This is a genomic window from Streptomyces sp. NPDC016309, from assembly GCF_043077235.1.
Taxonomy (GTDB): Bacteria; Actinomycetota; Actinomycetes; order Streptomycetales; family Streptomycetaceae; genus Streptomyces.
Genome location: NZ_JBIBSG010000001.1, coordinates 161390 through 187336, shown reverse-complemented (window position 1 = coordinate 187336; position 25947 = coordinate 161390). Strand labels below are relative to the sequence as shown.

Here is a 25947-nt window from a genome sequence, read left to right as displayed (position 1 = left end):
AGCGTATCCGCCCCTTGACGGTTCCGCCGAGGCCGGAGAGGAAGGGGGCGGGTCGGGGGCGGGACCGAGCCGGGAAGGAACACGGACCCCTGGGCGTCCCTAGGCGTCCCGCCGCTTCAGCACCAGGTGGCCGCCCGCGAGGGCCGCCGCCACCCAGAGGGCCATGATGCCCATGCCGCCCCACGGGCTGTACGGGGCCGGGTCGCTGCCCAGCGCGCCGGGGACCACCTGCATGATCGTGGAGCCCGCCTGGTCGGGAAAGTACTCGGCGACCTCCTTCGCCTTCGGGACGTTCGACAGGATCTGCGAGACGAGGAAGAAGAACGGCACCAGGATGCCGAGCGACAGCACCGTCGAGCGCAGCATGGCCGCCACGCCCATGGAGAACACCGCCATCAGGCCCATGTAGAGCCCGCCGCCGACCACCGCGCGCAGCACGTTCGGCTCGCCGATGGTGGTGCGGAGGTCGCCGAGCAGCGCCTGGCCGAGGAAGAAGGACAGGAAGCCGGTCGCCAGTCCCACCGCCAGGGCCAGGGCCCCGGCCACCGCGATCTTGCTGAAGAGGAACGTCGCCCGGCGCGGTACGGCGGCCAGCGACGTACGGATCATCCCCGTGCTGTACTCGGTGCCGACCACGAGGACGCCGTACACCACCATCGCGAGCTGGCCCAGCAGCATGCCGGAGAAGCTGACCACCGTGGGGTCGAAGGTGGCCCGCTCGACAGCCGTCATCTCGTCGAAGGTCTCCCGCACCAGGGCGGACAGCGCCGCTCCCATCGCGACCGTGACGACCAGCGCCGAGGCCAGGGTCCAGACGGTCGAGGAGACCGTACGGATCTTGGTCCATTCCGAGCGGAGGACCGCGGGGGCCGACGCCATCGTCAGACCTCCCTGGACCACAGGGGCCCGGTGCCCGCATGCGCGTGGTACTCCACCGTCGCGGCCGTCATCCGCATGAACGCCTCCTCCAGCGACGCCCGCTGGGCGCTCAGCTCGTGCAGCGTGACCCCATGGCGGGCCGCCAGCTCCCCGACCTGCTCGGTCGACGCGTCCTCGACCTCCAGCGCCCCGTCCCCGGCATCGACCGCCGTCAGCCCGGCGGACCGGAGCGCGTCCCGCAGCCGCTCCGGCTCGGGGGAGCGCAGCCGGACGTAACTGCGGGAGTTCCGCTGGATGAAATCCGCCATGGAGGTGTCCGCGAGAAGCCGGCCCTGCCCGATGACGATCAAGTGATCGGCGGTGAGGGCCATTTCGCTCATCAGATGACTGGAAACGAAGATCGTCCGGCCCTCACCCGCCAGCGTCTTCATCAGATTACGGATCCAGTGAATTCCCTCGGGGTCCAGACCATTGACGGGCTCATCGAACATGAGGATTTGTGGATCACCCAGGAGAGCGGCGGCGATTCCCAGCCGCTGCCCCATACCCATCGAAAAACCTTTCGGTTTCTTCCTGGCCACCGCGGCCAGTCCCACCAGCTCCAGCACCTCGGCGACCCGCCGCCGCGGAATGCGGTTGGACTGCGCGAGGCACAGCAGGTTGTTGTACGCGGTGCGCCCGCCGTGCAGCCCCCGCGCCTCCAGCAGCGCGCCGATGTACTTCAGCGGCTCGTCGAGCTCCCGGTAGTGCCGGCCGTCGATCCGGACCATGCCGTCGGTCGGGTGGTCGAGCCCCAGCACCATGCGCATCGTGGTCGACTTGCCCGCGCCGTTGGGGCCGAGAAAGCCCGTCACCACACCGGGACGGACCTGGAAGGACAGGTGGTCGACCGCCGTCTTCGTACCGAACCGCTTCGTCAGGTCCTCGAGCTCGATCACCCGTCCACGCTACGGGCGCGCCGGGGGCCCCGCCACCGGAACGGCACGCCCCCCTTTTCCCGCGCCCGGTGCGTGCCCCGGAGCGCACGGGGAGGAGTGCGCCGGGCGCACGCGGAAGGGCCCCGTGAGGCCCCCGCGCGCACCGCCCCGGAAGGCGTGCGCGCGGGGATCCCACGGGGCCCCTCGGGCCGGCCAGGACCTCGCCGGCGTCGTACTAGCGGGTCTGCTGCGCCGGGACGCCGCGCGAGACCGGCTCGTCGTCCGCCGGGGAACCGGCCGCGGCGACGGCCGCACCGGTCAGCGTCGCCAGCATCTCGCGGACGTTGGTCAGCTGCGCGTTGATCGAGTCGCGACGGTTCGTCAGCGCCGCCAGCTCGCGCTCCGATTCGCTGCGGATACGATCCGCCTTGGCGTTCGCGTCCGCCACGATGTCCTCGGCCTGGCGCTGCGCCGTCTCCACCGTCTGACGGGCCCGGCGCTCCGCGTCCGTGCGCAGCTTCTCGGCCTCCAGCCGGAGCTGCTCCGCCCGGTGCTCGATCTCGGCGAGACGCTTCTCCGCCTTCGCCTGACGCGAGGCCAGGTCCCGCTCGGACTGCTCCCGCCGCTTGGCGAGGTTCGTCTCGAAGTCGGCGGCGGCCTGGGCGGCCTTCGCACGGGTCTCCTCGAAGAGCGCGTCCGCCTCCTCCCGCTTGGACTGCGCGTCCTTCTGCGCCTCGGCGCGCAGCGAGTTGGCCTCGCCCTGGGCCTTCTCGACGATCCGGACGCCCTCGTCCTCGGCCTTCGCCTTGCGCTCCGCCGCGAACGACTCGGCGTCGTTGCGCACCTGCTGGGCCGCCGACTCGGCGAGCTCGCGGTGCTGCTCGGCGGCGCGACGGGCCTCCTCGCGCAGGTCCTTCGCCTCCTCCTCGGCGAGGCGGAGGATCTTCTCGACACGGGCGCCGAGACCGGCGTACGACGGCTCGGCGTCGCTGACCTGGGCCTGGGCGTTCTGCGTCTCGAGGTGGAGCTCCTCGATGCGCTTTTCCAGAGAGGTGATTCGGGCCAGAGCACTGTCTCGGTCGGCGACGAGCTTGGTAATGCGGTCATCCACCTGACCGCGGTCGTAACCACGCCGCACGAGCTCGAAGCCGAAGGGGGAGGAAGTGTCGCTCATGGGGTTCCTGTCGAATGAGACCGGTGAGGTGTTAGGGGGAATCCTAGGGGTCCACACGGCGTGTCTTCGAGCGGATGCCCGTTCAAACTGGAGAATGTCCAGCCTTTTGAGTGGCTTACTCGTCGGTTGACTTGCCACTCGAACGGGTAACCCCTGCCGCCGCGGTGGCCTTGACCCCGCCGCCCTCCTTCGTACCCCCCGAAGGCGCTTCGAAAGACTCCAACGCCTCCAGCACGTCCTGGACACGGGAGATCTCGGCCTGGATGTCCTCCCGGCGCCGCACCAGCACCTCCAGCTCCCGCTTGCCCTCGGAGATCATCTTCTCGGCCTCGCGCTCGGCGTCCGCCTTGATCTTCTCCGCCTCGCGCGTGAGGCTGGCCTTCTTCTGCTCCGCCTCCTTGAGCAGCCCCTCGGCCTTCTTCACCGCCGAGATACGGACCTTGCTCGCCTCCGAATTCGCGTTCGCCAGCAGCTCCTTGGCCTTGGCCTCCGCCTCGGCCCGCTGCTCGGTCGCGGCCTTCACCAGCTTGTCGACCCGCTCGCCCGCGGACTTCATCTGCTCGGCGCTCTCCCGGCGGGCCCGCTCGTGCAGTTCCTCGATCTCCGCCTCCGTACGCCGGCGGAGCTCCTCCGTCCGCTCCCTTATGGCCGTGGCGTCACCCCGCGCCCCGACCAGCAGCTCGTCGGCGTCCGTACGCGCCTTCTCCACCAGCGCGTTGCCCTCCACGGTGGCCTCGGCGACGATCCGCTCGGCCTCCTTGCGGGCCGCGCCCACCATCGTGTCGGCCTGCGACTCCGCCTCCGCGGTCGCCCGCAGCGCCTCCTCCCGCGCCTTGGCCACGAGCTGGTCGGCCTGCTCGGCCGCGTCCGCCCGCCGCTTGGCCGCCGCCTCGCGCGCCTCGTCGACCACCCGGTCCGCCTCGGCCCGGGCCTCGGACCGCACCTGCTCGGCGGCCGCCTCCGACTCCGTGCGCAGCCGGTCCGCCTCCGTGCGGATCCGCTCCGCCGCCTGCTGCGCGGAACCGACCGTCTCGGCGGCCTCGGCCCGCAGCCGCTCGGCCTCCCCGGTCGCCTCGGCCACCAGTCGCTCGGCCTCCGCCGTCGCCTCGGCCACCAGCCGCTCGACCCGCTCGGCGGTCTCCGCGCCGATCCGCTCGGCCTCGCCCGTGGCCTCGCCGATGAGCTGGTCCGCCTGCGCCGCCGCGTCCGCGCGCCGCTTGTCGGCCGCCTTCCGCGCCTCGTCCAGGACCTGCTCGCCGTCCGCCCGGGCGGCCGCCCGCAGCTCCTCGGCCTGCGCCTCGCCCTCCGCCTTGACCTGCTCGGCCTCGTCGAGCAGCCGCGCCGCGTCCCGCTCCGCCGTCGCCAGCAGCTCGGCGGCCTCGGCCGTCATCCGCTCGGCCTCGCTCGTCGCCTCGCCGACCAGCCGGTCCGCCTGCGCCGCCGCCTCCGACCGGATGCGGTTGGCGTCCTCCCGCGCCTCCGCCCGGGTGCGCGCCGCGTCCTGCTCCGCCGAGGCGAGCGAGTCCGACGCCTCCGTCCGCATCCGCTGCGCGTACTCGGCCGTGTCGGACTTCAGCCGCTCCGACTCCGCGATGGCGTCCGCCATCGTGCGCTCCGCGAGCGCCTTGGCCGCCTCGGTCTCCTCCTGGGCCCGCTCGCGCAGCCGGCTCGCGTCCTCCGCGGCCCGCTCCCGCTCCGCGTACGCGTCGGAACGGACCCGGTCCGCCTCCTCCTGCGCCTCGCCCCGCGTGCGCTCCGCCGCGTGCTCGGCCGCCGACCGCAGCCCGGCGATCTCCTCCTCGGCCTGCTCGTGCAGCCCGGCGACCGCGTCCCGCACCTGCTGCGCGGTCTGCTCGGCGGCCGACACCATCTCGGTGGCCCGCCGGTCCGCCTCCTCGACCAGCCGCTGCGCCTCGGTCTGCGCCTCCTCGACGCGCTTGCGCGCCGACGCCAGCAGCTCCTCGCTCTGCTCGCGGGCCCGCTCCCGCTCCTGGTCCGCCTCCGTGCGCGCGGCCCCCAGCGTCTCCTCCGCCTCGCGGCGGCGCCGGTTGGCCTCGTCCTGCGCGGCGGCCAGCTCCTCGGCGGCCTCCGCCGTGACCCGCTCGGCGGCGGCCTGCGCCTCCGCCCGCATCCGGTCGGCCGACTCCAGCGCCTCCGACTTGAGGCGCTCCGCCTCCGCGGCCGCCTCCGAACGCAGCCGTACCGCCGCGTTCTCCGCCTCCGCCCGGGCCGTCGACGCGTCCGCCGCGGCCTCCGTGCGCAGCCGCTCGGCCTCCTGCTCGGCCTGCGCCTGGAGCGTACGGATGCGGTCGGCGGCCTCGGTGCGCAGCCGCTCGGTCTCCTCGGCCGCCTCGCGGCGGATCCGCTCGCCCTCCGCCCGCGCGTCGGCCAGCGCCCGCTCGGCGGCCGCGAGGCGGCTCTCCGCCTCCGTGTGCAGCCGGGCCAGCTCCTCGGCGGCCTCCGCCTGCCGGGCCGCGATGCCCCGCTCGGCCTCCTCGCGCAGCGCGGCGGCGGCCCGCTCGGCCGCGTCCCGCACCGACTCGGCCTGCTCATCCGCCTCCGTACGGAGCTGCTCGGCCTCCGCCCGGGTGCGCTCCAGCGTCTCCTCGGCCTGCCTGCGCAGGCCCGTCGCCCGCTCGATGGCCTCGGTGCGGACCCGCTCGCTCTCGGCCGTCGCGGACGTCCGCAGCTCGTCCGCGTCCGCCTTCGCCTTGGTCAGCAGCTCCTCGGCGGTCTTGGCCGCCTCCTCGATCTGCTGGACCGCCTCGCGCCGGGCCTCGCCCCGGATCCGCTCGCCCTCGGAGATCGCCTCCGCCCGAAGCTGCTCGGCGTCGCCGCGCAGCCGGCGCGCCTCCTCCTGGAGCTCGACCGTCTTGGCGCGGTACTCCTTGGTGTCGTCCTTCGCGGCGCCCTTGAGCTGCTCGGCCGTGTCGTGCGCCTCGGCACGCAGCCGGTCCGCCTCGGCCTCGGCCTCGCGGCGGATCCGCTCGGCCTCCTCGGACGCCTTGCGGGTGGTCTCCTGGGCGTCGACCGACGCCTTGGACAGCACCTCCTCGGCGGTACGGGCGGCCTTGGCGAGCTGCGCCGCCGAATCCTCCGCCGCCGCCGTACGGGCCTTCTCCGAGGCTTCCGCGACCAGCTTCTCCGCTGCCGCGCGGGCATCGGCGAGCGCCTGCTCCGCCTCCGCCTTGAGGGCCTCGGACTCCTTCGTCGCCTCCGCGACCAGCCGGGCGATCTCCGCCTTCGCGGTACGCGTGCGCTGCTCGGTCTCCGACTCGGCGCTCGACAGCCGCTTGCCCGCCGCCTCGCGGGCCTCCGCCAGGACCTTGTCGGCCTCCGCGCGGGCCTCGCGCAGCCGCTCCTCCGCCTCGGCCATCCGCTGCTCGGCGGCCCGGCTCAGCTCGGCCGCCTGCTGGCGCGCCTGGTCCGACTCCGCGGTGGTCGCGCTGCGGAGCTGCTCGGCGTGGCTGGTGGCCTCCGCCGCCTGGGTGGACGCGGCGTTCAGCAGCCGCTCGGCGTCCTTGCGGGCGCGCAGCAGGATCGCCTCGGCCTCCGCGCGGGCCGTCTCCGTCTCGGCGCCCAGGCGCCGGCGGGCCTCCTCGGCGAGCCGGGTGGCCTCCGCGCGGGCGGCCGCCAGGGCCTGCTCGGCCTCCGCGCGGGACTCCTCCATCAGCCGGCGGGCCTGCGCCTCGGTGCGGGCGCGAAGCTGCTCGGCCCACGCCACGTTCTCGTTGACGTGCGCCTCGACCGTCTGGCGGCGCTCGGAGAGCTCCTGGTCCAGCCGCTGGCGGCGCTGCACCGCCTCGGCGTGCAACTCCGCCTGGAGGCGGGCCTGGTGCTCGGCGTGCTCCTGCAGTATCCGCTGCGTCTGGGCCCGCGCCTCGCGCAGCTCGCGCTCGGCGTCCGAGCGGAGCTGGTCGGCCTGGACCTGGGCGTTCCGCAGCAACTGCTCGGCCTGGTAGCCGATGTCGGCGTTGTCGTACGCCGGACGGGACGCGATGGTGCGGCGCGCCTCGTGGAGCTTGGCGCGCAACACCTCGACCTGGTAACCGAGGTCCTCGGCGTGCTGGACGGCCTTCTCCCGCTCGGTCTTCAGCCGGTCCATCTCGGCCTCGAACCGCGAAAGGTGGTCGTCAGCCCGGTGGCTCTCCTGGCGTTCGTAGCCCCGCACTGCGCGGTCCCATCCGTCCCCTGGTCGCAACTCTCTTGGTACGAGCACCGTTCGCCGGCGAACGGCCCCCCGGGGAATGGTGTCAGATCACAGACGGAGACGCGGCACGGCCCCGATCCGGCCCCGGCCCGGAGCCGCCCACTCTACCGGGCCAGGAATCCGGAGGTCAGTGCTCCACCGAGGACGTCCCGGCGGACGGCTCGGCCGAGGTCACCAGTTCCGTGAGGACGCCGTGGCAGTCCTTGGGGTGCAGGAACGTGATGCGCGATCCCATGGAGCCGATGCGGGGCTCGTCGTACAGGACCCGCACACCCTTCTCACGGATCGCCGCGGCGTCGCCGTCCACGTCGGCGGTGCCGAAGGCGATGTGGTGGACCCCCTCGCCGTTCTTGGCCAGCCACTTGCCCACGGCGGAGTCCTCCCGGGTGGGCTCCAGGAGCTGGAGGTAGGAGGCACCCCCGTCGGACGTCTCGTTGATCTTGAGCATGGCCTCACGGACCCCCTGCTCCTCGTTGACCTCGGTGTGGAACACCTCGAAGCCGTACGTGGCACGGTAGAACTCAACGGTCTTGTCGAGGTCGAAACAGGCGATCCCGATGTGGTCGATTCGCGTCAGCATGGCACCAGTGCAGCGCTCCGGAGGTGGTTACGCAACGTGCGCGCCATCACACTGGCTGGCCGGTGACCAGGACACGTACCGCTCAGTACATTGGCGGTAAACCCTCGTTCACACTCCACATCCAAGGGGCCGTGCCTCATGTCTGGAACGACCGGTACCACCTCAGTCATCGTCGCGGGCGCACGCACGCCCATGGGCCGTCTGCTCGGCTCGCTGAAGACCTTCTCGGGCGCCGACCTCGGCGGCTTCGCCATCAAGGCCGCGCTGGACCGGGCCGGCATCGGCGGCGACCAGGTGCAGTACGTGATCATGGGCCAGGTGCTCCAGGCCGGGGCCGGCCAGATCCCCGCCCGCCAGGCCGCCGTCAAGGCCGGCATCCCCATGAACGTGCCCGCCCTCACCATCAACAAGGTGTGTCTCTCGGGCCTCGACGCCATCGCCCTCGCGGACCAGCTGATCCGCGCCGGTGAGTTCGACGTGGTCGTCGCCGGCGGTCAGGAGTCCATGACCAACGCGCCGCACCTGCTGCCCAAGTCCCGCGAGGGCTACAAGTACGGTGCGATCGAGATGATCGACGCCATGGCGTACGACGGCCTCACCGACTCCTTCGAGAACATCGCCATGGGCGAGTCCACGGAGAAGCACAACACCCGCCTGGGCATCGCCCGCGAGGCGCAGGACGAGATCGCCGCGCTGTCCCACCAGCGGGCCGCCGCCGCGCAGAAGAACGGCCTGTTCGAGGCCGAGATCACCCCGGTCGAGATCCCGCAGCGCAAGGGCGAGCCGGTCGTCTTCAGCAAGGACGAGGGCATCCGGCCCGAGACCACGGTGGAGTCCCTGGGCAAGCTCCGCCCGGCCTTCGCCAAGGACGGCACGATCACCGCCGGCACCTCGTCGCAGATCTCCGACGGCGCGGCCGCCGTCGTGGTGATGAGCAAGGCCAAGGCCGAGGAGCTCGGTCTGGAGTGGATCGCCGAGATCGGCGCCCACGGCAACGTGGCCGGGCCGGACAACTCGCTCCAGTCCCAGCCGTCGAACGCCATCCGGCACGCGCTGGCGAAGGACGGGCTGGACGTCGCCGACCTCGACCTCATCGAGATCAACGAGGCGTTCGCGGCCGTCGCCGTGCAGTCAATGAAGGACCTCGGGGTTTCCCCGGAAAAGGTGAACGTCAACGGTGGCGCCATCGCGCTCGGGCACCCGATCGGCATGTCCGGCGCCCGTGTCGTCCTCCACCTCGCGCTGGAGCTCAAGCGGCGCGGTGGCGGCGTCGGCGCGGCGGCGCTGTGCGGCGGCGGCGGCCAGGGCGACGCGCTCATCCTCCGCGTCCCCGGCAACGGCAAGTAAGGGAGCTGTGTAAGTGATGGTGGACGTCCCCGCACTGGTCGCCCAGGCACGGGAGGGCCGGCCGCGCGCCGTGGCCCGGCTGATCTCGCTCGTGGAGGGGGCGTCCCCGCAGCTCCGTGAGGTGATGGCGGCGCTGGCACCGCTCGCGGGCAACGCCTATGTGGTGGGCCTCACCGGCTCGCCCGGCGTCGGCAAGTCGACCTCGACGTCGGCGCTGGTCAGCGCGTACCGGCGGGCCGGCAAGCGGGTCGGCGTCCTCGCCGTCGACCCGTCCTCGCCGTTCAGCGGCGGCGCGCTGCTCGGCGACCGGGTGCGGATGTCCGAGCACGCCTCGGACCCGGGCGTGTACATCCGCTCGATGGCCACGCGCGGGCACCTCGGCGGGCTCGCCTGGGCCGCCCCGCAGGCCATCCGGGTGCTCGACGCGGCCGGGTGCGACGTGGTGCTCGTGGAGACGGTGGGCGTCGGGCAGTCGGAGGTCGAGATCGCCTCCCAGGCCGACACCTCCGTGGTGCTGCTCGCCCCCGGGATGGGCGACGGCATCCAGGCCGCCAAGGCGGGCATCCTGGAGATCGGCGACGTGTACGTCGTCAACAAGGCCGACCGGGACGGCGCCGACGCGACCGCGCGCGAGCTGAACCACATGCTCGGGCTCGGCGAGTCGCGCGGGCCGGGCGACTGGCGGCCGCCGATCGTGAAGACGGTCGCGGCGCGGGGCGAGGGCGTCGACGAGGTCGTGGAGGCGCTGGAGAAGCACCGCGCGTGGATGGAGGAACGGGGCGTCCTCGCGGAACGGCGGCGGGCGCGGGCGGCGCACGAGGTGGAGACCATCGCGGTCACCGCCCTGCGCGAGCGGATCGGCGACCTCCACGGGGACCGGCGGCTGGACGCGCTCTCGGAGCGCATCGTGGCGGGCGACCTGGACCCGTACGCCGCCGCCGACGAACTCGTCGCCGGCCTCACCGGCCACTGACCCCGCCCGCCCCGGGCACGCCCGTGCGGTGGCCTGCCCGGGCGGTGGGCACGACGGAACCGGGGCGGCGTCCCTTCCGGGGGCGCCGCCCCGGCCGGGTCAGTCCGTGGGGTCGGGCTTGGCCTCGCCCTTTCCGTCGACCGTCCAGTCCCGCGTCCCGCCGTCCTTCGTGACGAGCTCGACGTCCCAGGACCGCCCGTCGTCGTCCAGCTCCAGGGACACGACCGTGCCGTGGGCGGCGACCGCCTTGAGGGCCTGCTCGGCCGTGACGGCCGGGCGCTGCACCGGGGCGTCGTCGTCCGACGTGGCGGCGAACGCGGCCGCCGTGCCGCCCGTGAGCAGGGCCGCCGCCGTGACCGTGGCGATGATGACGTTGCGCTTCATGGAAGGTCCTCCGATGGGTGGTGCGATCGGTACGGCACCCACCGTGCCGCCGGCGCGCTGAAGGGGGCCTGAAGGCGGCTGAAGGGTTCTTCAGCTTCCGTTTGGGACCCTGGGCGCATGCGCCTGTTGATCGTGGAGGACGAGAGGCGGCTCGCCCTGTCGCTCGCGGCGGGGCTGCGGGCCGAGGGCTTCGCCGTGGACGTGGTGCACGACGGCCGGGAGGGCCTGCACCGGGCGGGGACCGGCGCGTACGACCTGGTCGTGCTGGACATCATGCTGCCCGGCATGAACGGGTACCGCGTGTGCGGGGCGCTGCGGGCCGCCGGGCACGAGGTGCCGATCCTGATGCTCACGGCCAAGGACGGCGAGTACGACGAGGCCGAGGGGCTCGACACGGGCGCCGACGACTACCTGACCAAACCGTTCTCGTACGTGGTGCTGGTGGCGCGGGTGCGGGCGCTGCTGCGGCGGCGCGGGGGGAGCGCGTCCCCGGTGCTGGCGGCCGGGGCGCTGCGGGTGGACACGGCCGGCCGGCGGGTGCGGATGGGGGAGGAGGAGGTGGCCCTCACCGCGAAGGAGTTCGCCGTGCTGGAGCACCTGGTCTCGCGGGCGGGGGAGGTGGTCGCGAAGACGGAGGTCCTGGAGCACGTGTGGGACTTCGCGTACGACGGCGACCCGAACATCGTCGAGGTGTACGTCAGCACCCTGCGGCGCAAGCTGGGGCCCGGGGTCATCACGACGGTGCGCGGCGCCGGGTACCGGCTGGAGCGGCCGTGAGGTCCGTACGCGCGCGCACCGCGCTGGGCGCGACGCTCGTGGTCGCGCTGGCCCTGGTGGTGGCGGGGGCGGCCCTGCTGGGGGTGCTGCGGGGGAACCTGGTGGACCAGGCCGGGCTCCAGGCCGAGGTGACGGCGCGATCGGTCGCGTCGCAGATCGCCGCCGGTACGCCCTACCGCCGGCTGGACCTGCCCGACGACACCGAGGAGCACCCGGTGCAGGTGGTCGACGGGGACGGGCGGGTCGTCGCCGTCGGGGAGGACGTCGAGCGCATCGAGGGGACGGGCAGCCCCGGCACCAGGGCCGTCGCGGGCGGTGCCGCCGGCACCCGGGGCGAGGTGTCGGAGGACGTGGACCACGCGACGGGCGAGGTCACGGTCGACGGCGGGACGGCGACGTACCGCTTCGCCGCCGTGGAGGTCGGCGGGGTGACCGTCCACGCGGGGGCGCCGCTCGCCGCGGAGGAGGCGACGGTCGCCGGCGTACGGGACGCGATGCTCGCCGCGCTGGTGCCGCTGCTGTTGGTGGTGGCGGGCGTGACCTGGCTGGTGACGCGGCGGGCGCTGAAGCCCGTCGAGGGCATCCGGCGGGAGATGGCGGCGATCACCGGGTCGGAGGACCTGTCGCGCCGGGTCCCGGTCCCGGCGACGCGCGACGAGGTGGCCCGGCTGGCGCGGACGACCAACGAGACGCTGGCGGCGCTGGAGGCGAGCGTGGAGCGCCAGCGGCGGTTCGTCGCCGACGCGTCGCACGAGCTGCGCAGCCCCGTCGCCAGCCTGCGCACCCAGCTTGAGGTGGGCGCGGCGCACCCGGAGCTGCTGGACCTGCCGGGGGCGGTGGCCGACACCGTACGGCTCCAGCGGCTCGCCGCCGACCTGCTGCTGCTGGCCCGGCTGGACGCCGGGGAGCGGCCCGGCCGGGGGCGGGTCGATCTGGCGGCCCTGGTGCGGCAGGAGGTCGCCCAGCGCACGGGCGACCGGGTGCCGGTGCGGATCGAGGCGGAGGAGGCCGAGGCCGGCGGGTCGCGCGGGCAGCTCGCGCGGGTGCTGGGCAACCTGCTGGACAACGCGCAGCGGCACGCCGGGACGGCCGTGTGGGTGACCGTGCGCCGCGCGGGCCGGCACGTCGTGCTCACCGTCGCGGACGACGGGGCCGGCGTGCCGGAGCCCGAGCGGGAGCGGGTCTTCGAACGGTTCGTCCGTCTCGACGACGCGCGGAGCCGTGACGAGGGCGGTGCCGGCCTGGGGCTGGCCATCGCCCGCGACGTGGCGGTGCGTCACGGCGGGACGCTGACGGTGGGGCGGGCCGCGTCGGGCGGCGCGCTGTTCGAACTGCGGCTGCCGGCGGCGTGAGCCCTACGGTTTGCCGCGCAGGCCCCGGAGCTGTTCGGCGATCGGGGTGAGGGCCTTGCGGAGGTCGGCCAGGGCCTCGGGGCTCAGCAGGTCGATGAAGTGCCTGCGCACCGAGTCGACGTGGTGCGGGGCCACGTTCCGCATGGTGTCCATGCCCTGCTCGGTCAGCACCGCGTACAGCCCGCGCCGGTCGGACTCGCAGTTCTCCCGGCGTACCAGCCCCGCGTTCTCCATCCGGGTGATCTGGTGGGAGAGCCGGCTCTTGGACTGGAGCGTCGCGGCGGCCAGGTCGCTCATGCGGAGGCGGTGGTCGGGCGCCTCCGACAGGTTGACCAGGATCTCGTAGTCGTTGATGGTCAGGCCGAATGGCTGGAGGTCCTTTTCCAGCTGGTACGTCAGCAGCCTGTTGACGTCCAGATAGGTGCGCCAGGCGCACTGCTCGTCGTCGGTCAGCCAGTTGGTGGCCGTCTCGGTCTCCATATATGGATTCTACCTAAGAAGTTGAATTCTGGACGATTGAGGGTCGGTGACGCCGGGCACGCCGGCCCCCCGTCCTCGCGGCCGCACCGGGTCAAGGGTGCAGACGTTCGAGGGCGTCACACTCCGCAGACTACCGCTCACAGCCCGAAGCGACGCTGGAGGTCCCCCAGCTGTCCGGGAAGGCGCGGTGCGGAACCGGGCCGGACGTGGCCGGATCCCGCCCCGGGGACGCCCGGCTCGTGCGGCACCGCGCCCGTCGCCTGCTCCGCCATCAGGGCCTCCGTCGACTGGAGCAGTACCGTCCCGGCGCCGACGAACTCGAACTGGTGCTCCTCGCCCGACGCCCCGCCGAGCCCGGTCAGCGCCCGCAGCCCGCCCATCACCCCGGTCATGTAGCCGTGGTCGTAGTGGTGGCAGGGGGAGGGGCAGTCGGCCCAGCCGACCAGGGCCTGCGGGTCCACGCGCAGGGGCGGCTCCATGAACACCACCGGGCCGTTCGACGCGGCCACGAACTTCCCCGTGCCGATGAGGGTCAGGAAGCCCGGCACGATCGACTGCTTCAGTGCCAGGGAGGGCTGGTAGGCGAGAAGATTGCCGGCGCGGATCGTGAGGTTGCCGTCGTCGAGGTCGAAGGAGTTCACGTCGAACGCGCGGTCCGCGAGCAGCATCTTGCCGCTGCCCTCCGCCACCACCCAGTCGCTCGCGTGCAGCGGGGAGTGGAAGCTGGAGCGGACGAGCCGGTCCAGGCCCCCGTGGCCGATGCCGTTGAAGTCGATGCGCCCGTAATAGGCGATCATCTTGCCCTTCTGGAGGAACCACTGGGAGCCCTTGAGCTCCACGCAGAAGGTGTACGCGTTGACGTTGTCGTCGCTCGGCAGGGTCATGGGGTCGTGAATGACGGGCGTGCTCACAGCTTCTCCTCCGACGCCTGGACGTACACCGCACCGTTGCCGCTCAGCTCGAGCTGGAAGGCCTCGCCGGAGCCGCGTCCCACCATGTCGCGCCAGCCGAGGGCGGTGGACAGTTTGTTGCGGACGTCGCCGTGGTGGGCGACGTAGGCCTGCGGGTCCACGTGCACCGGACGGTTCGGGGTGATGGGCAGTTCGATCACTCCGCCGTGGGCCATCACGGCGACCGCGCCGTGGCCCTTGAGCGTCGTGGTGAACAGGCCCTGGCCGGTCACCTGGCCGCGCACCATGCCCATGACGCCGCCCTGGGAGCCCATGAACATCGTGCCCTGCTGGAGGGTGCCGTCGAAGGCCAGCAGGCGGTCCGCCTCGACGTACAGGGTCTCGCCGGTGAGGGTGATGACCTGGATGTGGTGGCCGCCGTGCCCGAACATCACCGTGCCGCTGCCCTCCACCGTCATCAGGGGGGCTGCCTCGTCGGCGACCCGGCGGCCGATCATCGACATCACGCCGCCCTGGCCACCGGCCATGTTCGGCGTGAAAGTGACCTCGCCCCGGTAGGCCAGCATCGCGCCACGCTGGCTGAACATCTTCTGTCCGGGGGAGATCGTCGCCTCGACCATCTTCGAATTGACCTCGCGGAACGGCATCAGACGTCCCCTCCGATCGTGTTGCGCTCGCTCGGCTGGACGTAGACCAGGCCGTCGCCCTCGAAGCGGATCTGGAACGCCTCGCCGCCACCCTCGCCCAGCAGTGTGCGGAAGGTCACACCGGACTGGAAGTTCTGCTGGAGGTTGCCCTGGTGCGCCACGTAGGCGCCGGGGTCCACCGACAGCGGGTACTGCGGCGTCACGCGCAGCACCACGGCCGGCCCGTCGGACATGATCGCGGCCTGTCCGGTGCCCTCGACCGTGGTGGTGAACAGCCCGGTCCCGGTCGCCCCGCCGCGCAGCCCGGTGAAGCTGGTGCCGGTGCGCAGGGAGGCGTCGGCGCACAGCAGGTTGCTGGACTCGACGTACAGCTTGTCGCCGTACAGCGAGACCAGGTTGATCTCGGACGCCCGGTCGGCGAAGAAGCAGGTGCCCTCCCCCTTCACCTCCATCATCTCCATCTGCTCGCCGGTGAGCCGGCGGGTCACCATCCCGCGGAGGCCCTCACCGCCGCCGGACATCTTCTTGAACGCCATCCGGCCGTCGTAGGCGACCATCGAGCCGTTCTTCGCTTTGACGGCGTCGCCGGTCATGTCGACGGCGAGCACCTTGCTGCCTTGGAGTCGGAACGTTGCCACGCGATGACGGTAACCGCAGGCCGCGGCGGCAGACAGGGCCCCGGGGAGGATCCCGACCCTGATACGGGGCGTGCGCGGCCGCCTGTCACAATGAACGGGTCGCTTGTGCACCGATTCACAAGATCCGGGCGCGGGCGACAGTCGCCCCCCGACCGACGCCGAAGGTGCTGCCTCGTGGACATCAAGACCGCCGCCTCCCTCCACCGCCTCCGACTGGTCTCCGCCCCGGAGGCCGTGTCGTTCATCCTGCTGCTCGTCTGCTCGGTGCTGAAGCGCACGACGGAGTTCAACGCGGTCCCGGTCATGGGCGCCGTCCACGGCGTGCTCTTCGTCCTGTACGTGCTGTTCTGGGCCGACGCCTGGAACCGCACCAAGTGGGAGCCGAAGACCGCCGCCCTGTACTTCGTGCTCTCCGTCCTGCCCTTCGGCGGGTTCTTCGCGGACCGCAGGCTCAAGCGCGCCGCCGACGACGCGGTGATCGCCTCCCGCGCCCGCCGCGAGGGCACGGTGAACGCGTGATCGTCGCCTTCTCCGTCACCCCGCTCGGCGTCGGCGAGGAGGTCGGCGCGTACGTCGCCGACGCCGTGCGCGTCGTCCGCGAGTCCGGGCTGCCGCACCGCACCGACGCCATGTTCACCTCCGTCGAGGGCGAGTGGGACGAGGTCATGGACGTCGTCCGGCGCGCCGTCGCCGCCGTGGAGGCACGCGCGCCCCGCGTCTCGCTGGTCCTGAAGGCCGACATCCGGCCCGGCGTCACGGACGGCCTGACCTCCAAGGTCGCCACGGTGGAGCGCCACCTCTCCGCCTGACCGCGCGTCCGCCCGTGCTCCCGGCCCGCGCCGGCCGGGGCACGGGCCGCTTCACACCCGGCGCGGCACAGAAACGCCCGCTCGGACGCCTCCGGTCGACACGTCGCTGGTTCTCCCCTTTGGTGGGGATATGCGACCCGCTCGACAGCTGGAGGCACCGTGCGGCCGGATGGCTACGACTACGACACCTACAGCCGTCTCGCCGGCCCCCTGACGGAACCGGGCCGGACGGCGTACCAGGTCCGGTACCGCAGCCTGCTCTCCCAGGAGCCGCACCGAATACGCGCCGTCCTGCTCATGACCCTGGCCCCGCTGCTCTCGGCGGCGGTGCTGGTGTACCTGGTCTGGCCCACCCACTGGACCACCCGCGAGGGCGGCGACCGCTGGCTCATCAGGTTCGACGCGGTGATGCTGGTGTCGATCGGGCTCATCTGCCTCTTCATGCTGATCAACGTGGTGTCCATCGCCCACGCCACGATGGTCGCCCGCGACCCGGTCCCCGTCGTGCCGCAGAAGGGCACCCGCGTCGCGTTCCTCACCACGTACGTACCGGGCAAAGAGCCCCTTTCCATGGTCCGCGCCACCCTCGAAGGCGCCGTCCGCGTCACCCACGACGGACGGCTGGACGTGTGGCTGCTCGACGAGGGCGACGACGAGCGGGCCAAGGCCCTGTGCCGGGAGCTCGGCGTACGCCACTTCACCCGGGCCGGGGTCCCCGCGTGGAACCGCCCCACGGGCGCGCACAAGGCCAGGACCAAGCACGGCAACTACAACGCGTGGCTCGCGATGCACGGCGACGACTACGACTTCTTCGCCTCCGTCGACACCGACCACGTCCCGCTGCCGAACTTCCTGGAGCGGACCCTCGGCTTCTTCCGCGACCCCGACGTCGCCTTCGTCGTCGGCCCCCAGGTGTACGGCAACTACACCTCGCCCGTCACCAAGGCCGCCGAGTCCCAGCAGTTCCTGTTCCACGCCCTCATCCAGCGCGCCGGCAACCGCTACCACGCCCCCATGTTCGTGGGCACCAACAACGTGGTGCGCGTCCGGGCCCTCAAGCAGATAGGCGGGCTGTACGACTCCATCACCGAGGACATGGCCACCGGCTTCGAGCTGCACCGCACCGCCAACCCGCGCACCGGGCACCTGTGGCGGTCCGTCTACACACCCGACGTCCTCGCGGTCGGGGAGGGGCCCGCCTCCTGGACCGACTTCTTCACCCAGCAACTGCGCTGGTCGCGCGGTACGTACGAGACCCTCTTCACGCAGTACGGGAAGGCGTTCTTCCGGGTGCCGCCCGGCCGGCTGCTCAACTACACGCTGATGCTGGTCTACTACCCGATGACGGCCGTCAACTGGTTCCTCGGCGTCCTGTCCTGCGTGCTGTTCCTCTGGCTCGGCGCCTCCGGAACCCAGGTCTCGTCGTCCGTCTGGCTGATGCTCTACAGCGACGCCGCCGCCCTCCAGATCGGCCTCTACCTGTGGAACCGCCGCCACAACGTCTCCCCCCACGAACCGGAGGGGTCCGGCGGCCTGGCCGGCATGGCGATGTCCGCGCTCTGCGCCCCGATCTACCTCAAGTCCCTGGTGTCGGCCCTGCTGCGCACCCACGGCCGCTTCGTCGTCACCCCCAAGGGCGGTGAGGCGAGCCCCGACCGGCCCGCCACCTTCCGTATCCACCTGTACTGGGCCGCCGTGCTCGCCGCCTCCCTCGTGGCCTCCGCCGTCCTCGGCCACACCCACGCGGCCATGCGCACCTGGGCGGTGCTCGCCCTGCTCATCGCCCTGGCCCCGGTCGCCGTCTGGGGCGGCGGCCTGCTCCTCGAGCGCCGGGCCCGCGCCCGCCTCCGCGCCCCGGATCCGGTGCCCGCCCCGCCGGTGGCGGTCACGGTCCGGCCGAAGACCGGGGACGACCCCGAGCCCGCGTTCGCCACGACGACAGGAGGGAACTGACCCATGGCCTACCGGCCGTCGAAGAAGCTCAAGAAGACCCTGCTCGGCGGAGGAGCGGTGGTTCTGCTCGCGGGCCTGAACGCGCCGGCCGCGCTCTCCTTCGCCGAGGAGAAGTACCACGCGTACAAGATCGCCCAGCCCGGGTACAAGGCCGCCTACGGCTCCTGGCAGCGGCTCGACGTGCCCGGCGCCTACCGGCTCAACGCCATCCACGCGGCCCTGCTCCACACCGGCAAGGTGCTCCTGATCGCGGGCTCGGGGAACAACCAGAAGAAGTTCGACGCGGGCACCTTCGAGACCATCCTGTGGGACCCGGTCGCCCACACCTTCAAGAAGATCCCGACCCCGGAGGACTTCTTCTGCGCGGGCCACAGCCAGCTCCCCGACGGCCGCCTCCTGGTGGCCGGCGGCACCGCCCGCTACGAGGTCCTGGACGGCGAGGTGAAGCGCGCCGGCGGCGGGATGCGCGTCAAGAACGAGAGCCCCGACAAGGCCGTCACCCTCAAGAAGGGCACCGTCTTCCGCTCGCCGTCGGGCGTCGAGTACGTCTCGAAGTTCGACGTGACCGTCCCCAAGGCCAAGCGCGACTTCAAGATCTCGTACTTCACGAGTGGCCAGATGAAGCCCTGGGAGACCAAGGTGACCGCCGCCGAGGCGCGGGTCTTCGTGGAGGCCAGGAAGGAGGGCCCCAAGGCCCTGACCACCCAGGCCGCCCAGTACCGGGTCGTCGGCCTCAAGGGCAAGGACGCGGCCAACGTCTACGGCATCGCCCAGCGGCTCACCACGGAGAAGCAGGACTTCCAGGGCATCAAGGCGGCGTACGAGTTCGACCCGAAGGCCGAGAAGTACGTGCCCGTCGCCCCCATGAAGGACGCCCGCTGGTACCCCACCCTGGTGACCCTCCAGGACGGCCGGGTGCTCGCCGTCTCCGGCCTCAACGACGTGGGGGACGTCGTACCCGGCGACAACGAGATCTACGACCCGAGGACGAAGAAGTGGACCAAGGGGCCCTTCCGCTACTTCCCCACCTACCCGGCCCTCTTCCTCACCCAGGGCGGCAAGCTCTTCTACACCGGCTCCAACGCCGGTTACGGGCCCGCCGAGAAGGGCCGCGTACCCGGCCTGTGGGACCTGCGGAAGAACACCTTCCAGCCCATCCGGGACATCACCGACCCCGACCAGCTCGAAACCTCCGCCTCCCTGCTGCTGCCGCCCGCCCAGGACCAGAAGCTGATGGTGCTCGGCGGCGGCGGGGTCGGCGAGTCGGAGCTGTCCACCCCCCGCACCGCGCTGATCGACCTCAAGGCCGCCAGGCCGGCGTTCCGCACGGGCGCGTCCCTGCCCCAGGGCACCCGCTACCTGAGCAGCGTGCTCCTGCCGGACGACACCGTCTTCACGACCGGCGGCTCCGAGAAGTACCGCGGCCGCAGCGGCAGCGACATCCTCAAGGCGCAGTTCTACGAGCCGGCGACCGACTCCTTCCGGGAGGCGGCCGAGCCCACGGTCGGCCGCAACTACCACTCGGAGGCGCTGCTGCTGCCCGACGGCCGGGTGGCGACGTTCGGCTCGGACCCGCTGTTCAACGACAAGGACAACACCAAGCTGGGCACCTTCGAACAGCGCGTGGAGGTGTTCGCCCCGCCCTACCTGTACGGACCGGGCGCCGACCGCCGGCCGGTGCTGGACGAGGGCCCCGGGGAACTCGACCGCAACGGCCGGGCCACCTTCCGCACCAAGGACGCCGCCCGCATCGTCAAGGCCCGGCTGATGCGGCCCAGCGCGGTGACGCACACGACGGACGTGGAGCAGCGTTCCATCGCGCTCGGCCTCACCAGGAGCAAGGACGCCATCACGGTCACGGCCCCGCTGGACCCGACCCTGGTGCCGCCCGGCTGGTACATGCTCTTCGCGGTCGACAAGGACGGGCGCCCGTCGGTGGCCAAGTGGGTCCGGGTGGGCCGGACGTCCCCCTGACCGGCCCCGCCGGACAACGCCCGGCCCCGCCGGACAACGCCCGGCCCCGGGCCCCGTCAGCCCTTGGCGCGGCGCGCCAGGCCCAGGGCGTACTCCGGCCACCACGTCCCGGCGGCCGGGCCGCCCCGGCAGGTGCCGTCGGACTCGCCCGGGCGCTTGATCCACAGGTAGGCGTCCACCCGCTCGTCGCCGGTGTCCTCGGTGGGCGGGGTGCCGAGCGCCCGCCCCGGCGGGTTGCACCAGGCCTCCTCGCCGTCGCCGGGGAAGGGGCCGGCGCCGTTGCGGCTGGTGTCGATGACGAAGTGGGCGCCGCCGAGCAGCGCCGACAGCTCCGTGCCGAAGGCGGTGACCGACGCGGTGGTCTGGAAGTTCGAGACGTTCAGCGCGAAGCCGTCCGCCCTGGTGACACCGGCCCGTCGCAGCGGGTCCACCAGCTTGCCCGGGTCCTTGAGCCAGGCCGGGTTGCCGGCGTCCAGGTACACCTTGGTGTTCGGCTGCCGCTTGAGCCGGTCGACCGCCCCGGCGAGCAGCGGGTAGCGCTCCGGGTGGTGCTGGTCGGGCGTGCAGCCGTCCACCATGTGCGGCACGGCGTCCGGCTCCAGGACGACGATGGCGGGCGCGTTCCCGATGGCGTCGGCGAACGAGCCGATCCACTCCCGGTAGGCCTCCGCGCTCGCCGCGCCGCCCTTCGAGTACATGCCGCAGTCGCGGTGGGGGATGTTGTACGCGACGAGGACGACCCGCTGGCGTGCGGCGGCCGCGCCGCGCACGGCCCGGCGGATGTCGGCGGCCGGCTCGTCCCAGGCGGGCCACTGGGCGGTCGGCCGTTCGGAGATCCGCCGCATCAGCTTGGCGTCCTCGGTGCGGCCCTGGGCCTCGTACACCTTGACCTGGCGGACCGCGGGGCCGGCCGGGTCGATCCAGAACGGCGAGCTCTTGCCCGGCGCGCTGCGGCCGACCGGCTCCTGGGCGGGTGCTTCCCCGCCGCCCTCGCCGCGCGGGCCGGAGGCGCAGCCGGCGGCGGCGAGGGCGGTGACGGACGCGGCCGCCACGAGAAGGGCGGTGCGTTCGCAAAACGGTCTGCGGCCGGACATCCAGCCCCCTCGTATGGCTCTGACGACGCGATGGACGGATCTGTCAATCCTGACATAGCGGGCAAGAGGTACGAGGCTGCGACACCGTCCCATCGTGGCGGGCGACCGAACACCGAGACGGGGCTGACCAGCATGTGACCAGTCGGTATGGTCGACGGCGTGCCGAAACCGCTCAGTCTCCCGTTCGACCCCATCGCCCGCGCCGACGAGCTCTGGGAGCGCCGCTGGGGGCCCGTCCCCTCCATGGGCGCGATCACCTCGATCATGCGCGCGCACCAGATCCTGCTCGCGGAGGTCGACGCGGTGGTCAAGCCCTACGGCCTGACCTTCGCCCGGTACGAGGCGCTGGTGCTGCTCACCTTCTCCAAGGAGGGCGAGCTGCCGATGTCCAAGATCGGTGAGCGGCTGATGGTGCACCCCACGTCCGTGACGAACACGGTCGACCGGCTGGTCAGGTCGGGGCTGGTGGCCAAGCGCCCCAACCCCAACGACGGGCGCGGCACCCTCGCCTCCATCACCGACAAAGGCCGCGAGGTCGTCGAGGCGGCGACGGCGGACCTGATGGCCATGGACTTCGGGCTCGGGGCCTACGACGCCGAGGAGTGCGCCGAGATCTTCGCGATGCTGCGCCCGCTGCGGATCGCGGCGCACGACTTCGAGGAGAAGTGAGGCGGGGTCCCCGCGCGAAGATCGCCCGGAACGGGCGGTTACGCTCACTGTCATGAAGAGGAGCGTGCTGACCCGCTACCGGGTCATGGCCTATGTGACCGCCGTCATGCTGCTCGTGCTCTGCACGTGCATGGTGTTCAAGTACGGGTTCGACCAGGGCGAGGACGTGACCTTCATGGTCTCCCAGGCCCACGGCGTCCTCTACATCATCTATCTGATCTTCGCCTTCGACCTCGGTTCCAAGGCGAAGTGGCCGTTCGGCAGGCTCCTGTGGATCCTGCTCTCCGGCACCATCCCCTTCGCCGCCTTCTTCGTCGAGCGCAAGGTCACGCGGGACGTCGAGCCGCTGCTGGCGGACGCCGCGCCGGTCGCCGTCAAGGCGTAGCCGCCCCTCCCGGACCGCCGTGCGCCACGCGCACGGCGGTCGGCCATCGACATTTACTAGGACGTCCTAGTAAATTCGGAGGCATGGACGCTGACGCCATCGAGGAAGGCCGCCGACGCTGGCAGGCCCGTTACGACGCCGCCCGCAAGCGCGACGCCGACTTCACCACGCTCTCCGGCGACCCCGTGGAGCCCGTCTACGGCCCCCGGCCCGGTGACACCTACGACGGCTTCGAGCGGATCGGCTGGCCCGGTGAGTACCCCTTCACCCGCGGCCTGTACCCGACCGGCTACCGGGGCCGCACCTGGACCATCCGCCAGTTCGCGGGTTTCGGCAACGCCGAGCAGACCAACGAGCGCTACAAGATGATCCTCGGCAACGGCGGCGGCGGGCTCTCCGTCGCCTTCGACATGCCGACCCTCATGGGCCGTGACTCCGACGACCCGCGCTCGCTCGGCGAGGTCGGCCACTGCGGCGTCGCCATCGACTCCGCCGCCGACATGGAGGTCCTCTTCAAGGACATCCCGCTCGGCGACGTCACCACGTCGATGACGATCAGCGGCCCGGCCGTCCCCGTCTTCTGCATGTACCTCGTCGCCGCCGAACGGCAGGGCGTCGACCCGGGCGTCCTCAACGGCACCCTCCAGACGGACATCTTCAAGGAGTACATCGCCCAGAAGGAGTGGCTCTTCCAGCCCGAGCCGCACCTCCGCCTCATCGGCGACCTGATGGAGCACTGCGCCCGGAACATCCCGGCGTACAAGCCGCTCTCCGTCTCCGGCTACCACATCCGCGAGGCCGGTGCGACGGCCGCGCAGGAGCTCGCCTACACGCTCGCCGACGGCTTCGGGTACGTCGAGCTCGGCCTCAGCCGGGGCCTGGACGTGGACGTCTTCGCCCCCGGCCTGTCCTTCTTCTTCGACGCCCACGTCGACTTCTTCGAGGAGATCGCCAAGTTCCGCGCCGCCCGCCGCATCTGGGCGCGCTGGATGAAGGAGGTCTACGGCGCGAAGAGCGACAAGGCGCAGTGGCTGCGGTTCCACACCCAGACCGCCGGTGTCTCCCTCACCGCCCAGCAGCCGTACAACAACGTCGTCCGCACCGCCGTGGAAGCCCTCGCGGCCGTCCTCGGCGGCACCAACTCGCTGCACACCAACGCCCTCGACGAGACCCTCGCCCTGCCCTCCGAGCAGGCCGCCGAGATCGCCCTGCGCACCCAGCAGGTGCTGATGGAGGAGACCGGCGTCGCCAACGTCGCCGACCCGCTGGGCGGTTCCTGGTACGTCGAGCAGCTCACCGACCGCATCGAGGCCGACGCCGAGAAGATCTTCGACCGGATAAAGGAGCGCGGGCTGCGCGCCCACCCCGACGGGCAGCACCCCATCGGGCCGATCACCTCCGGCATCCTGCGCGGCATCGAGGACGGCTGGTTCACCGGCGAGATCGCGGAGTCCGCCTTCCGGTACCAGCAGTCGCTGGAGAAGGGCGACAAGCGGGTCGTCGGCGTCAACTGCCACCACGGCTCCGTCACCGGCGACCTGGAGATCCTGCGGGTCAGCCACGAGGTCGAGCGCGAGCAGGTCAAGGTGCTCGGCGCGCGGAAGGCCGAGCGGGACGAGGCGCGGGTACGCACCTCCCTGGACGCCATGCTGGCCGCCGCCCGGGACGGCTCCAACATGATCGGCCCGATGCTGGACGCGGTCCGCGCCGAGGCCACGCTCGGCGAGATCTGCGACGCCCTGCGCGACGAGTGGGGCACGTACACCGAGCCGCCGGGCTTCTAGCTCGTATCCGCGGGTCGTGTCCGCGCCCGCACGGCGGCCCCCGTACCGGTTCCGGTACGGGGGCCCGCGCGGCCGCCGTACGCGCGACCGCCGCTACGGCAGGTCGGCGTCGCCGCCCAGATTGGCGACGAGCCGGCGCAGGACGTTCACCGCGACCGCGTACTCCTCGGCCCCGATGCCCTCGTGCATCCGCGCGTGAACCCGCGCGTTGCGCTCCCGGGCGCGGAGCCGGCCGGCCTCGCCCCCGGCGGTGAGAGTGAAGGCGCCCTCCGGCGACTCGGTCGCCCAGCCGCGGGCCACGAGGTCGTCGTACACCGCGTCGAAATCGGTGTCCTGGTCGTCGTAGCGCGACAGGCGGCGCGTCAGCGCCGGACGGGTCCAGGTGCCGGGGGCCCCGGCGACGTGGTTCAGCGTCCACCAGTGCGGCTGGGTGAGGTCCTCCTCGGCCAGGGCCGCGCGCAGCGCGCCGACGACCGCGCGGTGGGCGAGACCGGTCCACGCCCCGGCGGGCTGGGCGGCCAGTTCCTCGGTCGAATACTGCGTGATCATCGTCATGCCTGAACCGTAGAAACTCGACTGCGCTCGAGGTCAAGGCCGGGCATGCTGGCCCGATGCGCATCACCATCAGGAAGGCCGAGGACGGGGACTGGTCCGCGATCTGGCCGTTCTTCCACGAGATCGTCGCCGTCGGGGACACCTTCACCTACCCACCGGACCTGGACGAGGAGGAGGGGCGCGGCTGGTGGATGCTGCCCGCCCCGCACCGGACCGTCGTCGCCGTCGACGAGGCGACCGGCGCCGTGGTGGGCACCGCCAAGATGAACAGCAACCAGGCCGGCAACGGCGCGCACATCGCCAGTGCCAGCTACATGACCGACCCCGCGCACGGCGGCCGCGGCGTGGGCCGGGCCCTCGTCGAGCACAGCATCGCGTGGGCACGGGAGCAGGGCTTCCGGGGCATGCAGTTCAACGCGGTCGTCGAGACCAACGTCCACGCGGTACGGCTCTACGAGCGGCTCGGGTTCCGGATCGTCGGCACGGTCCCCGAGGCCTTCCACCACCCCTCGGCGGGGTACGTGGGCCTGCACGTCATGCACCGCCCGCTCTGACGGCGCCCGCCCGCGCGGGCCGCGGTCAGGTCCGGGCCGCCGCCCCCAGGCCGCCCAGCAGCAGGGCGGTGAAGCGCTGGACCCACTCCGCGTCGACCGGTTCGGCGCTCACCAGCGCCCGGTGGACCACGGCCCCCGCGATCACGTCGAAGATCAGGTCGTCCGTCCCGGCGGCCGACGCCGGGCTCGCGGGGAGCTCGCCACGGGCCTGGGCGCGCTCCCGGCCCGCCAGGACGAGGCGCTTCTGCCGCTCCACGATCGAGGTGCGGATCCGCTCGCGCAGCGGCTCGTCGCGGGTGGACTCGGCGATGACGGCCATGAGCGCCGTCTTGGTCTCGGGCCGCTCCAGCAGGGCGGCGAACTGCACCACCACGCCCTCGATGTCGGCCGGCAGACTGCCCCGGTCGGGCAGTTCGAGCTCGTCGAAGAGGACGGCCACCGCGTCGACGACCAGTTCGTTCTTCCCGGCCCAGCGGCGGTAGAGCGTCGTCTTGGCGACCCCGGCGCGGCCGGCGACGTCGCCCATCGTCAGCTTCGACCAGCCCAGCTCGACCAGGGCGGCCCGGGTCGCCTCGAGTATCGCGGCGTCGGCCTCCGCCGAGCGGGGGCGACCACCGGTACGGCCGCGGGGAGAGGTGGAGCTGCTGCACATGACGCTCGACCATACCGGCGAGTACGTCCGGTGTTACCGGTCCGTACATGTGAGGCAGTTCACCGCTCCCCCCGGGCTCCGGACGGCTCGGATCGGGGTTACGCTACGACGCGTAGCGAAAGGCTTTGAGCGGCCCGAGCGACAACCACAGGCGCCAGGGTGGGGACCCGGTGCCGAAAACATCAGCCGGATCGCGTACGTCCGTACGCCCCGCATTCCGGCGGGGGGCGAGCGGACGGCCGCGGTTCG

25 protein-coding genes are annotated in these 25947 nt (G+C 72.4%); 12 read left to right on the top strand and 13 right to left on the bottom strand.

The window, feature by feature from the left end; translation table 11 throughout:
• Positions 1-99: 99 nt before the first annotated feature.
• The 5 genes from ACF068_RS00780 to mce all read right to left on the bottom strand — a co-directional run bounded on the left by ACF068_RS00780 (position 100) and on the right by mce (position 7760).
• A complete protein-coding gene (locus ACF068_RS00780) occupies positions 100-879 on the bottom strand; it encodes an ABC transporter permease (protein ID WP_392271982.1) in 780 nt (259 codons plus the stop codon).
• A 2-nt stretch (positions 880-881) separates the two neighbouring features.
• Complete coding sequence (locus tag ACF068_RS00775; protein WP_392271981.1) at positions 882-1817, bottom strand: ATP-binding cassette domain-containing protein; 936 nt, start codon at positions 1815-1817, stop codon at positions 882-884.
• Positions 1818-2031: 214 nt separating this feature from the next.
• A complete protein-coding gene (locus tag ACF068_RS00770; protein ID WP_064071808.1) occupies positions 2032-2970 on the bottom strand; it encodes a hypothetical protein in 939 nt (312 codons plus the stop codon).
• 115 nt (positions 2971-3085) lie between these two features.
• Positions 3086-7141, bottom strand: coding sequence for a polarized growth protein Scy (scy, locus tag ACF068_RS00765; protein ID WP_392271980.1), 4056 nt, complete (start codon positions 7139-7141; stop codon positions 3086-3088).
• Between the two features lie 166 nt (positions 7142-7307).
• Positions 7308-7760 (bottom strand): methylmalonyl-CoA epimerase, encoded by a 453-nt coding sequence (mce, locus tag ACF068_RS00760; protein WP_392271979.1) that lies wholly within the window; start codon positions 7758-7760, stop codon positions 7308-7310.
• A 138-nt stretch (positions 7761-7898) separates the two neighbouring features.
• Here mce and ACF068_RS00755 point away from each other — a divergent pair, with 138 nt between their 5' ends.
• Positions 7899-9107 (top strand): acetyl-CoA C-acetyltransferase, encoded by a 1209-nt coding sequence (locus ACF068_RS00755; RefSeq protein ID WP_392271978.1) that lies wholly within the window; start codon positions 7899-7901, stop codon positions 9105-9107.
• 16 nt (positions 9108-9123) lie between these two features.
• Positions 9124-10080, top strand: a complete 957-nt coding sequence (gene meaB, locus ACF068_RS00750) for a methylmalonyl Co-A mutase-associated GTPase MeaB (protein ID WP_392272666.1) — start codon at positions 9124-9126, stop codon at positions 10078-10080.
• 99 nt (positions 10081-10179) lie between these two features.
• Here meaB and ACF068_RS00745 read toward each other — a convergent pair whose 3' ends face one another.
• Complete coding sequence (locus ACF068_RS00745) at positions 10180-10464, bottom strand: PepSY domain-containing protein (protein WP_392271977.1); 285 nt, start codon at positions 10462-10464, stop codon at positions 10180-10182.
• A 117-nt stretch (positions 10465-10581) separates the two neighbouring features.
• Between ACF068_RS00745 and ACF068_RS00740 the strand changes: the two genes are divergently transcribed.
• On the top strand, positions 10582-11241 hold the full coding sequence (locus ACF068_RS00740; RefSeq protein ID WP_392271976.1) for a response regulator transcription factor: 660 nt from the start codon (positions 10582-10584) through the stop codon (positions 11239-11241).
• Positions 11238-12593 carry an ATP-binding protein gene (locus ACF068_RS00735; protein ID WP_392271975.1) on the top strand — a complete coding sequence of 452 codons (1356 nt, stop codon included), beginning with the start codon at positions 11238-11240 and terminating at the stop codon, positions 12591-12593. The genes ACF068_RS00740 and ACF068_RS00735 overlap by 4 nt, the downstream gene beginning before the upstream one ends.
• Positions 12594-12596: 3 nt before the next feature.
• Here the strand turns inward: ACF068_RS00735 and ACF068_RS00730 are convergent, their stop codons facing one another.
• The 4 genes from ACF068_RS00730 to ACF068_RS00715 all read right to left on the bottom strand — a co-directional run bounded on the left by ACF068_RS00730 (position 12597) and on the right by ACF068_RS00715 (position 15269).
• A complete protein-coding gene (locus ACF068_RS00730) occupies positions 12597-13073 on the bottom strand; it encodes a MarR family winged helix-turn-helix transcriptional regulator (RefSeq protein ID WP_392271974.1) in 477 nt (158 codons plus the stop codon).
• Positions 13074-13210: 137 nt separating this feature from the next.
• Positions 13211-13984, bottom strand: a complete 774-nt coding sequence (locus ACF068_RS00725; protein ID WP_392271973.1) for an AIM24 family protein — start codon at positions 13982-13984, stop codon at positions 13211-13213.
• Positions 13981-14631: an AIM24 family protein gene (locus tag ACF068_RS00720; protein ID WP_392271972.1), complete on the bottom strand. Its 651-nt coding sequence runs from the start codon at positions 14629-14631 to the stop codon at positions 13981-13983. The genes ACF068_RS00725 and ACF068_RS00720 overlap by 4 nt, the downstream gene beginning before the upstream one ends.
• Positions 14631-15269: an AIM24 family protein gene (locus tag ACF068_RS00715; protein WP_392271971.1), complete on the bottom strand. Its 639-nt coding sequence runs from the start codon at positions 15267-15269 to the stop codon at positions 14631-14633. Before ACF068_RS00715 ends, ACF068_RS00720 begins: the two co-directional genes overlap by 1 nt.
• A gap of 174 nt (positions 15270-15443) precedes the next feature.
• On the opposite strand from ACF068_RS00715, the gene ACF068_RS00710 reads away from it, so the two are divergent.
• From ACF068_RS00710 to ACF068_RS00695, 4 genes are all read left to right on the top strand, one after another.
• Positions 15444-15788, top strand: coding sequence for a DUF3817 domain-containing protein (locus ACF068_RS00710; RefSeq protein WP_392271970.1), 345 nt, complete (start codon positions 15444-15446; stop codon positions 15786-15788).
• Positions 15785-16078 carry an MTH1187 family thiamine-binding protein gene (locus tag ACF068_RS00705; RefSeq protein ID WP_392271969.1) on the top strand — a complete coding sequence of 98 codons (294 nt, stop codon included), beginning with the start codon at positions 15785-15787 and terminating at the stop codon, positions 16076-16078. The genes ACF068_RS00710 and ACF068_RS00705 overlap by 4 nt, the downstream gene beginning before the upstream one ends.
• A gap of 159 nt (positions 16079-16237) precedes the next feature.
• The gene (locus ACF068_RS00700; RefSeq protein WP_392271968.1) at positions 16238-18031 is read left to right on the top strand and encodes a glycosyltransferase family 2 protein; all 1794 of its coding nucleotides are present in this window, start codon (positions 16238-16240) and stop codon (positions 18029-18031) included.
• 3 nt (positions 18032-18034) lie between these two features.
• Complete coding sequence (locus ACF068_RS00695) at positions 18035-20005, top strand: galactose oxidase-like domain-containing protein (RefSeq protein ID WP_392271967.1); 1971 nt, start codon at positions 18035-18037, stop codon at positions 20003-20005.
• Between the two features lie 56 nt (positions 20006-20061).
• Here the strand turns inward: ACF068_RS00695 and ACF068_RS00690 are convergent, their stop codons facing one another.
• Positions 20062-21099: a glycoside hydrolase family 6 protein gene (locus ACF068_RS00690; protein ID WP_392271966.1), complete on the bottom strand. Its 1038-nt coding sequence runs from the start codon at positions 21097-21099 to the stop codon at positions 20062-20064.
• Positions 21100-21258: 159 nt separating this feature from the next.
• Between ACF068_RS00690 and ACF068_RS00685 the strand changes: the two genes are divergently transcribed.
• The 3 genes from ACF068_RS00685 to ACF068_RS00675 all read left to right on the top strand — a co-directional run bounded on the left by ACF068_RS00685 (position 21259) and on the right by ACF068_RS00675 (position 23937).
• Positions 21259-21768, top strand: coding sequence for a MarR family winged helix-turn-helix transcriptional regulator (locus ACF068_RS00685; protein WP_392271965.1), 510 nt, complete (start codon positions 21259-21261; stop codon positions 21766-21768).
• 52 nt (positions 21769-21820) lie between these two features.
• The gene (locus tag ACF068_RS00680) at positions 21821-22153 is read left to right on the top strand and encodes a DUF3817 domain-containing protein (protein ID WP_392271964.1); all 333 of its coding nucleotides are present in this window, start codon (positions 21821-21823) and stop codon (positions 22151-22153) included.
• 83 nt (positions 22154-22236) lie between these two features.
• The gene (locus tag ACF068_RS00675) at positions 22237-23937 is read left to right on the top strand and encodes a methylmalonyl-CoA mutase (protein WP_392271963.1); all 1701 of its coding nucleotides are present in this window, start codon (positions 22237-22239) and stop codon (positions 23935-23937) included.
• A 93-nt stretch (positions 23938-24030) separates the two neighbouring features.
• Here the strand turns inward: ACF068_RS00675 and ACF068_RS00670 are convergent, their stop codons facing one another.
• On the bottom strand, positions 24031-24492 hold the full coding sequence (locus ACF068_RS00670) for a MarR family transcriptional regulator (protein WP_392271962.1): 462 nt from the start codon (positions 24490-24492) through the stop codon (positions 24031-24033).
• A gap of 62 nt (positions 24493-24554) precedes the next feature.
• Here ACF068_RS00670 and ACF068_RS00665 point away from each other — a divergent pair, with 62 nt between their 5' ends.
• Entirely contained in the window at positions 24555-25046 is a 492-nt protein-coding gene (locus ACF068_RS00665) for a GNAT family N-acetyltransferase (RefSeq protein WP_392272665.1), read from the top strand.
• A gap of 25 nt (positions 25047-25071) precedes the next feature.
• Here ACF068_RS00665 and ACF068_RS00660 read toward each other — a convergent pair whose 3' ends face one another.
• Positions 25072-25698 (bottom strand): TetR/AcrR family transcriptional regulator, encoded by a 627-nt coding sequence (locus tag ACF068_RS00660; protein WP_392271961.1) that lies wholly within the window; start codon positions 25696-25698, stop codon positions 25072-25074.
• Between the last annotated feature and the right edge of the window lie 249 nt (positions 25699-25947).